Source organism: Rhizobium sp. LEGMi-198b, assembly GCF_054114205.1.
In genome coordinates this window covers 357,260-370,738 of the sequence record NZ_JBSYVH010000008.1, presented here as the reverse complement: position 1 = coordinate 370,738, position 13,479 = coordinate 357,260, and the positions used below count along the sequence as shown (strand labels likewise).

Below are 13,479 nucleotides of genomic sequence, written 5' to 3'. Positions count from 1 at the left end.
TCTCCTAACGATGGTCCGTCTTCAGCCGGCGCTCGAGATACATCGAGTAGCGCGACATGCTGAAGCAGAAGACGAAAAACACGGCGCCGATGAAGATGAAGAGTTCCCAGTAAATCCCCTGCCAGTTCGTGTTAGCGCGAATGGCTGCGGCAAGGGCGATCGGATCGAGAAGACCGATGAACATGACGAGCGTCGTGTCCTTGAAGAGACCGATGAAGGAATTCACGATGCCAGGAATGGAAATCTTGAGCGCTTGCGGCAGGATGATGAGCCGTTGAGACTTCCAGTAATCGAGCCCGAGTGCTTCCGCGGCTTCGTATTGCCCACGCGGCAGGGCCGCCAAACCACCACGAATGACCTCGGCCATGTAGGCGCTCGCAAAGAGCGTCACCATGATGACGACGCGCAGAATGAGGTCGAAGTCGGTGCCGGGCGGCAGGAAGTAGTTCAGGAGCAGCGAAGCCGTGAACAGCAGCGTGATAAGCGGCACGCCGCGGATGAATTCGATGAACATGACGCTCAGCATATGGATGAGCGGCAGCTTGGAACGACGGCCAAGCGCGAGCAGAATGCCGAGCGGCAGCGACAATGCAATTCCCGTCACGCCGATGATGATCGAGAGCAGGAACCCACCCACGTCACGCGATGCGACAGTATCGAGAACGACCGGAACGAGACCGTTTACGTCTGATGTGACGGGTTGGACGGCGTAGATCCACCAAAGGGTCGCGGCGAGGATGGCGATGCTGACACCAAGCCCTCGACCGATACGTGCCGTCAGCATGAACAGCCCAGCGGCGACGGCAAAGCCGAGGTAGACGGAGACCGGAAACCATAGGCTTCCGCCCCAGATCAGCCAATAGGCGATGCCTGGATAGACGGCGCTGAACCAGAGCGCACGCGCCGGCACAGCGCGGAACAGGACCGGCGCCAATGCCACGAATAGCAGCCCGAAAGCCAAAACCGGCCGCCAATAGAGATTGGACGGGTAGAAGCCGAACAGAAGCTGCGGCCAGCGGTCACGAATGACACCCCAGCACGCACCGGGCGCTCCACCCAGGAGTTGCCGACATTCGGCAAGCGAGTTGGCTTTCCAGATGGAATTGCCAAGCCAAGGTGCGATGGCCACGGTGAGCCACACAACCGTCATCACCGACGCGACAGTCAGAAATGTACTGAGCCAGCCGTTGAACAGGTTCTTTCTCGCCCATCGCATCGGGCCGTTTTGGCCGACGGGTCTGGCCGAGGGGGAAACCAAGTCCTGGCGCACCCAGGAGACGTTGTGCATGTTCATCTTAACGCTCCTTCAGCCTGACGCGGTCGTTGTAGATGTTCATGACGCCGGAGATGATTAGGCTGATGCTGACGTAGATCAGCATCATCAGCAGCATGCCCTCGAGCTCGCGGCCGGTCTGGTTGATTGTGATGCCGCCGAGCGTCGAACGAAGATCCATGTAGCCGACGGCAAGGCCCAGCGACGTGTTCTTGGTGATGTTGAGATATTGCGAGATCAGCGGTGGCACGATGACCCGCAAGGCCTGCGGCAGGATCACCAGACGCATCGTGCGACCTGACGAAAGCCCGAGCGCATGAGCGGCCTCCGTCTGCCCTCGGGAAATCGCAAGGATGCCGGAGCGGACGATCTCCGCAATGAAGGCGCCGGTATAGACGCTTAGCCCGATCCAGAGCGCGATGAAGGAATTGCGCAGTTGCAGACCGCCCGTGAAGTTCAGCCCCTTCAAGGCGGGATAGTCGAAATGGAAGTCGAGCGTATAGAGCAGGGCGATCATCGGCACTGTGCAAACAATCAAGCTCTTCCACCAGGTCGCCGGTCGCCGGCCGGTCGCGCTTTGGAGCCGTTGCGCGTGCTTGATCAGCCCTCGGCGGACGAGAAGCGAAAATGCGAGCACGCCGAAGATCGCCACGGAATTGAGGTCGAGCATGCCGAGGCCAATGTCGGCCTGGCCCAGGCTGCGAGAGAAATCAGGCACCGGCAGGTAGATGCCGCGGTTCGTGATAGCGACGCTGTCCCAGAGGATCATGGAGGCCGTCGGGTTTTCGCCGCGGAAAGCGTTCGGCGCCGGCATGGCCTCCGACATGACCGCCGCCACCACGATGATCCAAAGCAGGGCGGGCACGTTGCGGAAGCTCTCGACATAGGCGGTCGTCAAGCGGGCGACGATCCAGTTGTCGGAAAGCCTCAGAACGCCCGCCAACACGCCAAGGATCGTTGCGGTCACGCAGGCGAGCGCGGCAACGATCAGCGTGTTGAGCAGTCCGACCACGGCGGCGCGGGCATGGGTGCTGGTGCTCGAATAGTCGATGGCGTGAGGTGAGATGTCGTAACCGGCTGTGGCCCACAGGAACCCGAAGGAAAAGTCCTTTCCGAGGGCGGCAAGGTTGCGGATCGTATTGTCGACCAGCCAGGCAGCCGCAAGGACAAGCATGATGAATGCGAGAACCTGGATCGTGCGGGCTCGGTAGCGGGTGTCGTTAAAGAGCATGCTCAGGTGAAACGGCTCGCGGCTAGCGTCGCTTTTCATTGCCATGAGTGATCTCCCTGAAGGTTCGCTGCGCGACCTTCGGCGCACAATGAGTGCGGTGTGGGCAAACGAGGACGGCGAAAACGAATGGCGCGGGCCAAGCCCGCGCCATAAGACGTTTTCAGCGGAACGGCAGCGGGTACATCAGGCCGCCCTGGTTCCACAGAGCGTTCTGGCCGCGGGACAAACCGATTGGCGTCTTTTCGCCAATGTTCTTGGCAAAGATTTCCCCGTAATTGCCTTCGGCGGCGATCGCACGCTTCGCCCAGGCGGCATCCAGGCCCAATTGTTGGCCGAGATCGCCTTCCTTGCCCAGCAGGCGATTGATTTCCGGATTATCCGTGCCGGTGGAGAGCTTCTCGACATTCTCGGCCGTGACGCCGAGTTCTTCGGCTTCGATCAGTGCGTTCAGTGTCCACCGGGCGACATCGGCCCATTGATTATCGCCCTGGCGCACCAGCGGGGCCAAAGGCTCTTTCGAGATGACGTCAGGAAGAATGATATGGTCCTGCGGGTTCTTGAAGCTGGAACGCGTGGACGCTAGGTCTGAACCATCGCTGGTGTAGACGTCACAGGCACCCGCCAAATACTTCTGCGCGATATCAGCGTTGTTCTCGACCGGCACCGGCTCGTACGTCATGCCATTTTTGCGAAAATACTCGGCGAGGTTAAGCTCGGTCGTGGTGCCGGTCTGAATGCAGATCGTTGCGCCGTTCAGATCCTTGGCGCTCTTGGCGCCGAGCGTCTTCGGTACCATGAAGCCCTGACCGTCATAGAAGTTTATGCCGGCGAAGGTGAACTTCAGGTCCACGTCCCGGGAAAACGTCCAGGTCGTGGTGCGGGACAAGATATCGATTTCGCCCGAGGCGAGTGCTGTAAAGCGCGTTTGGCCTGTCGTCGGAATGAAGTTTACCGCCTTGGGGTCTTTTAGGACCGCGGCTGCAATGGCACGGCAATAGGCGACGTCCATGCCTTGCCAAACGCCGGATGCATCCGGCGCGGAGAAACCGGCCTGACCGCCGGTCACGCCGCAGTTCAGCTTGCCGCGCGCCTGAACGTCGGCCATCGTGCCGGCCGAAGCGGTACCGGCCGTCAGCGTTGCCGCGGCAATCGCGGCAAGGGCAATCATTATTTTCATTTCGCATTCTCCCAGTTTGTGATCCGGCAGCTGGCTTTTTGCCGATTTCTCCGCTGCTAAGATCGGTTGAGTTCCCAATTTTTTCGTCGTTATCGGCATGGCCGAAGACGATCGTCATTTCCGCGTGAATCCGATGATGGCTTGGCCCTCAAAGTGCGGCGACGGCGGCGGTGATGCGCCGGATCGATTCATCGACGATTGCGCGTGGGCAGCCGAGATTGACGCGCATGAATCCATGCCCCTCGATGCCGAACTTCTGGCCCTTGTCGAGCCAGACGCGCGCCTTGGTCAGCATGAATTTATTGAGGGCGTCGGCATCCATTCCGAGGCCGCGGCAATCCATCCAGGCCAAGTAAAGAGAATCCGTCGGAAGGACGTTCAGGCGCGGATCCGCTTGGTGGATCGCGGTAGAAAAATGCGCGTGATTTGCTCTGAGATAGGCCAGCATATCCTCAAGCCATGGCTCGCCATGCGCATAGGCGGCCTCGGCCGCAACCATCCCCAGCACGTTGACCAGTTCGAAGACATTGCGCTCATACTGGCGGCACAGTTCGTCGCGGAGCCTCTTGTTCGGGACGAAAGCATTGGCGCTCTGGAGACCCGGCAGGTTGAACGTCTTGCTCGGCGCGGTGCAGGTGATGCTGTTTTGCGCGAACGCTTCGCCGAGCGAGGCGAACGGGATGTGCTTCTTGGCCGGGTTGAGGATCAGATCCTCGTGGATCTCGTCGGAGATGACCAAGACATCGTTGCGAGCGCAGATTTCGCCCATCGTCCGCAGCTCGTCCTCCGACCAGACGTTGCCGGTCGGGTTATGCGGGTGGCTGAGGATGAAAATCTTCGTATTGCCGCGGATCGCCGCTTCGAAAGTCTTCTGGTTGAACCGATAGCCATCGCGGGTGAATTCGAGCGGCGCATAGGCGAGGTGCCGGCCATTCAAAAGGACGTCGTTGTGAAAATGCGCGTAGACCGGCGGTTGGATCAGGATGCTGTCTCCTGGCGCCGAAAAAGCCTGAACGGCCGTCTTCAACGTGGTGATGATACCGGACGTCTGGAGGATCCATTCTTTCGCGACATCCCAACCAAAACGCCGCTGCTGCCAACCGATCACAGCGTCGAGATAGGAAGCGGTTCCCCCGCCGGGATAGCCAAAGACGCCATGATCGACCGCCGTGTGAAGCGCGTCGATGACGGCTTGCGGCGCCTTGAAATCGGTATCTGCCACCCACATCGGCAGGGGATCGGCCGCAGCTTCGTCGGGTGTCAACAGCTTGCCCGCATAGGCCCATTTCATGGAGTTGCTGTTCTTGCGATCAATGACCTCATCAAAAATCGATGATGTCTGCGCATAATCTGCAGGAGGATGTTGCGCAGTTGCCAGCTTCGTCACAGCGGTTTCCTTTCCGTCTCGGCTGCCTCGTTGAGGCCTGATTGACGAAAAGGTAGCGGCATTGCATTATGAGCGGAAATGGTATGATTTCATCTATTCATGAGTTGGTATCATAATGATCGATCGTCAGCACCTTGCGATTCTGAGAGAAGTCAGCCGCCGCGGCAGCGTCACCGCGGCTGCGGAGAAGCTGAACGTCACCCAATCGGCTCTAAGCCATACGATCGCCAAGTTCGAAGAGCGGCACGGCATCAAGATCTGGATGAAGACTGGCCGGGGTCTGCGATTGACGCAGACGGGCGAGTACCTGCTGGGCATTGCCGAACGCATCCTGCCGCAGATGGAGCATGCGGAACGGGTGCTGACTGACTTCGCGGTGGGAAGAAGGGGAGCGCTTCGTGTCGGCATGGAATGCCACCCCTGCCAGCGCTGGCTCACGAGAATAGCGACGCCCTATCTGACGAAGTGGCCCGACGTAGATTTCGACGTGCGCACCGCCTTTCGTTTCGATGGCGTGGAGGCGCTCCTCGGTTACGAGATCGACCTGCTGATAACGCCGGACCCCGTGGAAGCGCCGGAGTTGCGTTTTACGCCTGTGTTTGATTACGAACTGGTCCTGATGGTGCACGAGACGCATCCTCTTGCCAGCCGCACTTGTGTACAGCCGCAAGACCTGCTCGACGAAGAGCTGATCACGGTTCCCGTCACTCTTGAGCGCCTGGACATCTACACCCAATTTCTTGTTCCGGCGCACTGCCGGCCCCGCCAGCATCGCACCGCCGAAACCATCGACCTGATGCTGCAACTCGTCTGTGCGGGCAGGGGCGTGACGGTTCTTCCGGATTGGCTGCTGCATGAGGATGCGTCCGGATCGCCCATCCGTGCGCTCCGTCTGGGAGACGCCGGCATTCGGAAGAGCATCAATCTGGGCGTACGGCGCGGCGAGGAAACCATCTCCTACATCGACGGTTTCCTGAAGCTTGCTCTGGAGATGGGGCGCTCAGCTTTGCCGTGATCAGTTGCCAAGGGCCTTCTTTATGGCCCATGCAAAGCCCGGCCTGGCGGAGCCGATATGGTCCTCGCCAGGGATCACGGTCGAGGATATTCGCAGACCGCTGTAGCCGCGCGAGCGAAGACGCTCTTCAAACTTGTGCATGCCGGCGACCATGTCGCGGCTTTTTTCTCTATGAGCGGAGTCGTAACCACCGGTTTCCAGACTGCCGACATAAAGGAGCGCCTCGGCATTGAGTTGGTGATGCCCTTCAGCGTAACCGGCTTCAAGGTCAAAGATCGCTTCGTCTGCGAACCAGAAAGACGGGCTTCCCAGGAGGTAGGTCTGAAACAGCGAGGGTTCGGTTAGAAGGATGCGCGCACCCAATAACCCTCCATAGGAATGCCCCCAGAAAATGCGCCGGTTGGATGCGACCCGGTAGTGGTCTTGGAGATATGGCAGGACGACATCGCCAAGATACCGCTGATAGGCGGCTGCGCCGCCATAGAGCTTTCCGCTGCTCGGAAGGGCGACCGGTGTATAATCGCGGCGCCGGCTATCCTCAAGGTTCTCGCCAAGGGCGTAGGAGAGGCCAACGATAACGGCTTGGTCAATGGCATTGCTGTTTGCGAGCGCTCGGGCGTCGCAACTTAAGGTCGGAAAAGCCCGGCCGCCATCGGCGATGATCACCAGAGGATAGGTCTTTCCGGAACTCTCGGAATAATCCGCAGGCAGGCTGACATAGATCTCGTAACGGCGGTGCGAAACAGGATCCGGCAATTGCACCGTCAGATGATCGCTTTTCGAACAAAGCGATTTGGTTTCAGAGGCTGAAGAAGGCAATGAAACCGACATTGCCGTCACGAGCACTAGCAAAAGGACAAGGGCAGCTCGGATACGCATCAGTCGGCCGAGACAAAGCTGATGGCTACACCGAAGGCGTTCTCGGGCTTCACGACAACGCAAGCGCCGACCATGCTGAATACGATGCCCGCTTCCGATAGCAGAGCTTGCTGTCGCGCCAAATCTGGAACGGCGACCGTATAGCCCGTGAAGCCGCTGTCGCTTCCACTCTTCTCCGCGACGAGTTTGCCATTTTTCGCCAGCTCATAAGCCACCTGAGTGTGGTCGGGCCTGTTCGGCTGGACATCTGTGAAGTCTGCCAGGAAGCCGGCATGATCCATAGGGTCCGCGCTCGCCAGCGTGACCGCCAGGATGTTTGTCGCGCCGTTCGGGTGCTTCTGAAAATCCGAATTCCAGAAGTTCTCAGGAAAATGCTGCTGACAAACGAAGAAGGAAGCGTTTGGAAGCTTAGGGTCCATGGCAAAGGCCAGCGTGAAGGCGACATGCGTCTCGCTGCCATCTGGACGGCGCCCCTTGCGTTCGAAAAAGAACGGTTCGAATTCGCCGATCTTCCTTTGCGAAAACGCCGCCGCGTCCGCCTTTGCGTCCGGGCTGTCGAGCACCAACATCGCAAAGCCTTCGCGCTTCCTGAGGTAATCCTGCACGAAAGCGCCGAAGCTGAAGCGCCGAGGTTCATGCGGCGGGATCAGTCCGGGGTCGTCGCCCACCGTAATCAGCTCGATGAAGGAAGAGCCGAACTGGACAAGCCGGTTTTCGGTGCCCCAGGGATGGCGATTGCGGGCTCCAACCTTGAATCCGAGGCGCGCATAAAACTCCGCTGCGGCCTCAAGATCATGAACCGCGAGTACAATGTGATCGATACGGCGTCTGGAAGCGGGCATTGCACTCAACCTTTCATCTGCTTTTTGTCAGCCTCGCCGCACGCCAAACCAGCGGAACGAGGATGAAGGCCACCGCGGGCAGCACTAGCCAATTGATAGTGCTCCAGCCAGAGCTATGCAGCAGTGATCCCGAAAAGAATGAGGCGCAAGCGACTGTGCCGAAGACCATGAAGTCATTTGCGCCCTGCGCCTTGCCGCGTTCGGACGGAGAATGGCAACCGGCAACCATGGCGGTGGCGCCGATGAAGCCGAAGTTCCAACCGATCCCCAAAAGCACCAGTGACCCCCAGAAGTGCGCGACATCGAGGCCGCTCAGTGCGATGAGCGCCGAAGCGCCGATCAGGAGGAGACCCACTGCGGCGACACGCTCCTTGCCAAAGCGCGCCATCAGCCGGCCGGTAACGAAGCTTGGTCCAAACATCGACAGAACGTGCCATTGAATGCCGAGCGCTGCGGAATCGACGGAATGGCCGTGGCCAACCATAGCCATCGGTGCGGCCGTCATAACGAAGGTCATCAGCGCATAGGATACGACGCCCGTGGCGACCGCCAGGAGATAGCGCGGCGAACACAGGATTTGAGACAGTGGCCGGCAGTCTGCCATTTCTGTCGATCCCGCCTTGGGTGTCTCAGGGCGGCGGAGTGCCAGCAGGATCGGAAGGGCGAGCATCGCCAGTGCCGCTTGACTGAGGAAGCTGCCGGCAAAAGAATGCCCTGGAAGCGCCTCGCGCGTCCAGATGACCAACTGTGGTCCGATCACCGCCGCAATCAATCCGCCGACCATCACGCGGGAGATCGCCTTGTCGCGCGCTGCGCCAATCAGGCCGTCAGTCGCTGCGAAGCGGTAGCTCTGTACATAGGCCGAATAGAAGCCAGCCATGAACGTGCCGATGCAGAAGACGAGAAAGCTCGCGTTGAGGATGCCGATAGTGGCGACGAGGCCTGCTGTCATGCCGATCGTTGCACCGAGAAGATAGCCGGTTCGACGCCCGAACCGCCGCATGATGGCGGATGCCGGCAACGTCCCGAGAGCAAGCCCCAGATTGAACATGCTGACCGGCAATGTGGCAGCGGTAGGATTGGATGCTAGTTGTTGCCCGACAAGTCCGCCCAAGGAGATTATGATGGGGGAACTCGCCCCTCCGAGAGATTGGGCAGCCGTCAGCACCCAGACATTCCGGGAAGCGATATTCTGCTGTTCCGACAAACCGGTCGTGTCGCGGAACGTCCGATCGACGATTCCCATGGGCAAGGGTCCTTTCAATTTCTGTTTGTCGCGAGCTTATCGATAAGGTCGGTGGCCGCGCGAGTGGATGCCTCCACTGCGCCAGCCAGATAACCGGCTTCTACCGAGCTGGCCTCGCTCCCGGCCAGCACAAGCCGATCTTTCCACGGGCCGGTGATCCAGCCTTCATCCGGGGCGTGCGGATGCCCGGCGGAAAACCAGTCGGCGGATGTTGCCGTCAACGGATCGGCGGCCCAGTCCTTGTAGAGCGTGGCCCGCGGCTGGGCAGCTTCTGGCCCAAAGATGCGAGCGAACTGCTGGACGCAGGTCCTAGTCAGCGCTTCCTCACCTATCGCCGCGCGTTGCTCCGCACCCATTCCAACGAAGCCGAACAGCGCCGCGCTGCCGGTGGACGTCGTCGCATCATGGATCTCCGCCAGTGGCCCGACCATGCTCTGCGCCGTCCCCGAAAAGCCTGCCTCCCGCCAGAAGGGACGATCATAGACGGCAAAGAATTTTGCATGCGGCGCCATCCAGGTAGGGGTTTGGTGCCATAACTGGATTGTCGCGGGTTCTTGGGGCGGCTCGAACCGGACGGACGATTCCAGGATACGCGGCGGTAGGGCCGCTATGACCTGTGACGCCCGCAATTTCTCCTTCTGTCCGTCTGCGAAGCGGATCGACAGCTTCACCCCGGCATCCGTCAGGCGCATCTTGGTGATCTGCGCTCCGCACCGCAGCCGCTCTTCCGGCAAGTCCCGCGCCAGTGCCCGGACCAGCGCGGCAAACCCTCCGACAAGCCGCATCGTTTCGGGTTCTTGATCCAGTCCGGGATAGCGCTTTGCCGATTCCCGCGACATCCGTTCGAAGACGATGTCGCCATCACTATTCTGCACGAAAGTTGGCAGATCGAGCTCTGCGACGAGTGCGGCGATCGCAGGCTGCATCCGGGGCCAGAACCAGGAGGGCCCAAGGTCGAAGCCGTCTGCGTCAGGCTGGCCTGACTCGTTGACGGTCTGGATCCGGCCGCCGAGTGTTGTTCTTGCCTCAAGGAGCAGGAATTCGATCCCTGCCGCATGCAACAGGCGCGCCGCATTCAGCCCCGCCAAACCTCCGCCGATAATCGCAACCTCTGTGTTCATCTGTCTCTTTTCCGGGAAGTTGGTCCCAGCGGCGCTTGCGTCGTTCAAGGCGGCGAATATGCCAATATGGGAGTGGCAAGTGGTCCGCTAGGTCAAGGGCAGGCGGCCGGCGGGACGAATTCGTTGATCCGCGCGGCCATACCATGGGGCCCATCAAATCAGAAATGACGTTGCGTCATGTATCGATGAGCAGTGCTCATAATGTTGAGATTCGACGTGCCTCAAGCAGATGGCGCTGGCTCACGCGCGGATTAAGAGTCCTTCCCGCTGGTTTCAGTCGGGCATCGGCAACACGTCGGGGTGCTGGAGAGGGGCATCCTTGATCCAAATCTGCGCACCCTCCGGCCCCGTCATTGCTTCAAGTGGCTCGCCTGCAGGCAAGCGACCCCAGCTCTGTGGCTCCAGTAGCTCGCCCCGAACTGTAAGGCTGCCCGAAAGCACGAAGAATTCGAGGCCGAGGCGATTTTCAACCGCTATGGCGAAATCCGGCTGCCAGTTCTCAAGCGAAACCTGTTCTTTTTCGTCTTCGAAAAGGACACGTGCTGTTTCGGCCCCGTCGCGCAACGATGCCGCTTCGCCCTCGCCAGGCTGGCGGACGATTTGCACGTCGTCGCCCTTCCGGAACTGCCAAAGGCGCACGAAGATCGTGCAGCCCTCTTCCGATGCGGGCACATGCGAGGTGCCGGGCGGATTGCGGAAATAGCTGCCCGCCGGGTAATCCCCATGCTCGTCCTGGAAGGTTCCCTCGAGCACGTGTATTTCCTCGCCGCCGGCATGGACGTGGCGCGGAAAGGCGCTGCCGGGCGCATAGCGCACGATCGAGGTTGCCCGGGCGACTTCGCCGCCGACGCGATAAAGCATCCGCCGATCCACGCCGGCGGCAGGACTCGGCTTCCAATCGAGCCCGGCCGCGTGGACGATGACCGGTTTTGTCAGGTCTTCATTGATGCGCATTGGACTGGTCTCCCATGGTCAGGACGATCCGGAACTTCACGTTGCCGGATCTCATTCTTTGAACGGCTTCTGCCGCTTGTTCCAGCGGCATGGTCTCGGTCATCGGTCGCACTCCCGCCAGAACGCTGAAATCCAGCGTCTTCTCATTCTCGAACGGCGTACCCGTCATCGAGCCGATGAGGCTTCGCTCGCCGCCGACCAGGTATCGCGTCGACACAGGGAGCGGATCCTTGCCAACGCCGAGCACGACAAGGCGACCTTCCGGTGCAAGTGCGGGCATCAACGCCGTGACCGCCGCCGGATTGCCGGTCGTCGTCAGGATCGCTTTCGCGCCGCCCATCTCGTTGAGAACGTCGGCGGCGTTTTCCTTATTCGTATCAATGTAGCGATGGGCACCAAGGTTCATCGCATCCTGGGCGATATTGTCGCCGCGCCCGACCGCCACGACGCGAAAACCCATCCTGCGGGCATATTGCAGCGCCATATGCCCGAGGCCGCCAATTCCGAGAATGGCGACGGTGTCGCCTGCCTCGGCGCCCGATTTCTTCAGCGCGTTGAATGTGGCAAGCCCCGCGCACAGAATGGGAGCGGCCTCCTCGGACGACAGTTCGTCCGGAATGGAGACAAGCCCGGTCGCCCGCACGATCATCATTTCGGCATAGCCGCCATCGCTGGAGGCGCCGACCACGGTCTGGTTGCGGCAGAGATTGAAGCGGCCACGACGGCACTCGCGGCACTCGTTGCAATGGCCGCCGAGACGGCCGACGCCGACGCGCTGTCCCACCTTCCAGATCGAGGGCGTATTCGGACCAACGGCGGCAATACGGCCGATCACCTCATGGCCGGGAACACGGGGCGGCTGCAATGTGGGATCAGCATTGTCGATGTCGCTGGCATCGGCACCGCAGATGCCGCAGGCTTCGATGGCGATCAGGACTTCGCCCGCCTTGGGTACAGGGGTTTGCCGCACCACCAGTTCAAGACCGTGTTGCGTGGTAATCTGCATCGCCCGATAAGTTGCCTTCATGACTTCCGCTCCTTTATGCGTTGGACATTGTCGGGATCGCTGTTTGCGGACCCGATCTGTTGATCAGGCTGATAGCGGCACGTTCCCCGGCTTCGACGGCGCCAGCCAGATAGCCGGGGTCGTGAACTGCGGTTTCGCTGCCCGCCAAGGTGATTCGATCGCTCCAATTATTGTCGGTCCATTCTCGACGGCGGCCGTCGGGATGGCCCGTCGCCATCTGGTCCAGGGAGGTGGCCGTCAGAGGATCTTTGGCCCAGTCCTTGTAGAGCGTTGTCGTCGGCCTCAATGCATCCGGTCCAAACAATTGTCCGAGTTGGGCGATCGAAGCGTCGGTGATGGCGTCGCGACCGACTTCTCTTCTGTAGTGTGCCGGAACGCCGACGAAGCCGAAGAGGGCTGCTTTCCCCGACGCGGTGGTGGCGTCATGGATCTCGACGAGTGGACCGGCCATGCTCCGCGCCGCGCCGGAAAGTCCGGCCGCTCGCCAGAAGGGAGCCTCATAAAGAGCGAAGAACTTTGCGTGTGGCGCCATCCAGGTCGGCGTCTCGCGCCAAAGCTTCTGAAGCAATGCACCCGGCGCCGGATCGAATTCGACCGTCTCGGCCAGCAAACGTGGCGGTAGCGCGAAGATGACATGGCCGGCAGTGATCTCCTCGACCGCATCGTTCGCACCAACAAAGTACATAGTGATGCCCCTGTCTGTTCGCTGGACTCGGGTCACTTTGGTTCCGAGACGTATGCTGTCCGGCGGCAAACGCGCCGCCAGCGCAGAAATGATCGAACCGCTGCCGCCCACCAACCGCATGGACTGTGGGTCTTGCCGGAGCGTGCGATAGTGCTCGGTCGCCGTTTCCCGCGAACGCTGAAACACCGTCGCGCCGTGGCTGTGCTGGGCAAAGAACTCAAGGCCCAATTCGTGTGCGAACCGGCTGATGGCGGGATGCACATCCGGCCAGAACCAGGATGGGCCAAGATCAAATCCATCGCCCGAAGTTTTGTTGTCGGGATCTGTCGTCAGAATACGCCCGCCCATACGATCCCGCGCCTCGATCAAGCCGAAACCGATGCCCGCGCGATGGAGGCGGTAGGCGGCCGTCAGGCCGGCGAGCCCGCCGCCGACGATCAGAATGGAATTTGAAAAGGAAGATGTCATTGGAGAGGCCAAGGGCCGTGATTCCGGAGCCATGATCATCCTCTCAAGTGTGGCTTCGTATAAAAGACGCAGAACGGGTCATGGGATCCGTTCGATAGCAAGCAATCCCGCCGGGGAAGGTCCAGTGCCGAGATCTGCGTCTGGGACATTTGATGCCCCTGAAAAGCCGCCCTG

Annotated in this window: 12 protein-coding genes; 1 reads left to right on the top strand and 11 read right to left on the bottom strand. The window is 60.4% G+C overall.

Translation table 11 applies throughout. From position 1 onward, the window contains the following. Positions 1–4 precede the first annotated feature (4 nt). The 4 genes from ACXHXG_RS27355 to ACXHXG_RS27340 all read right to left on the bottom strand — a co-directional run bounded on the left by ACXHXG_RS27355 (position 5) and on the right by ACXHXG_RS27340 (position 5,068). On the bottom strand, positions 5–1,294 hold the full coding sequence (locus ACXHXG_RS27355) for an amino acid ABC transporter permease (protein WP_260304315.1): 1,290 nt from the start codon (positions 1,292–1,294) through the stop codon (positions 5–7). Position 1,295: 1 nt separating this feature from the next. Then, the gene (locus ACXHXG_RS27350; RefSeq protein WP_260304314.1) at positions 1,296–2,549 is read right to left on the bottom strand and encodes an amino acid ABC transporter permease; all 1,254 of its coding nucleotides are present in this window, start codon (positions 2,547–2,549) and stop codon (positions 1,296–1,298) included. A gap of 115 nt (positions 2,550–2,664) precedes the next feature. Continuing rightward, positions 2,665–3,681 carry an amino acid ABC transporter substrate-binding protein gene (locus tag ACXHXG_RS27345; RefSeq protein WP_457901364.1) on the bottom strand — a complete coding sequence of 339 codons (1,017 nt, stop codon included), beginning with the start codon at positions 3,679–3,681 and terminating at the stop codon, positions 2,665–2,667. A gap of 148 nt (positions 3,682–3,829) precedes the next feature. Beyond that, positions 3,830–5,068, bottom strand: a complete 1,239-nt coding sequence (locus tag ACXHXG_RS27340; RefSeq protein WP_457901363.1) for a MalY/PatB family protein — start codon at positions 5,066–5,068, stop codon at positions 3,830–3,832. Between the two features lie 115 nt (positions 5,069–5,183). Between ACXHXG_RS27340 and ACXHXG_RS27335 the strand changes: the two genes are divergently transcribed. After that, entirely contained in the window at positions 5,184–6,083 is a 900-nt protein-coding gene (locus tag ACXHXG_RS27335; RefSeq protein ID WP_457901362.1) for a LysR family transcriptional regulator, read from the top strand. Here the strand turns inward: ACXHXG_RS27335 and ACXHXG_RS27330 are convergent, their stop codons facing one another. From ACXHXG_RS27330 to ACXHXG_RS27300, 7 genes are all read right to left on the bottom strand, one after another. Then, positions 6,084–6,839 carry an alpha/beta hydrolase gene (locus tag ACXHXG_RS27330; RefSeq protein ID WP_457901361.1) on the bottom strand — a complete coding sequence of 252 codons (756 nt, stop codon included), beginning with the start codon at positions 6,837–6,839 and terminating at the stop codon, positions 6,084–6,086. It lies immediately after the preceding gene. Positions 6,840–6,961: 122 nt separating this feature from the next. Beyond that, positions 6,962–7,804 (bottom strand): VOC family protein, encoded by an 843-nt coding sequence (locus tag ACXHXG_RS27325; RefSeq protein ID WP_457901360.1) that lies wholly within the window; start codon positions 7,802–7,804, stop codon positions 6,962–6,964. Positions 7,805–7,817: 13 nt separating this feature from the next. Continuing rightward, on the bottom strand, positions 7,818–9,050 hold the full coding sequence (locus ACXHXG_RS27320) for an MFS transporter (protein ID WP_457901359.1): 1,233 nt from the start codon (positions 9,048–9,050) through the stop codon (positions 7,818–7,820). Positions 9,051–9,064: 14 nt separating this feature from the next. Further along, positions 9,065–10,171, bottom strand: a complete 1,107-nt coding sequence (locus tag ACXHXG_RS27315; protein WP_457901358.1) for a flavin monoamine oxidase family protein — start codon at positions 10,169–10,171, stop codon at positions 9,065–9,067. Between the two features lie 273 nt (positions 10,172–10,444). Next, entirely contained in the window at positions 10,445–11,125 is a 681-nt protein-coding gene (locus tag ACXHXG_RS27310) for a cupin domain-containing protein (protein ID WP_457901357.1), read from the bottom strand. After that, entirely contained in the window at positions 11,112–12,152 is a 1,041-nt protein-coding gene (locus ACXHXG_RS27305) for an alcohol dehydrogenase (RefSeq protein WP_457901356.1), read from the bottom strand. Before ACXHXG_RS27305 ends, ACXHXG_RS27310 begins: the two co-directional genes overlap by 14 nt. Before the next feature lie 13 nt (positions 12,153–12,165). Next, entirely contained in the window at positions 12,166–13,305 is a 1,140-nt protein-coding gene (locus ACXHXG_RS27300; protein ID WP_457901355.1) for a flavin monoamine oxidase family protein, read from the bottom strand. Positions 13,306–13,479 lie beyond the last annotated feature (174 nt).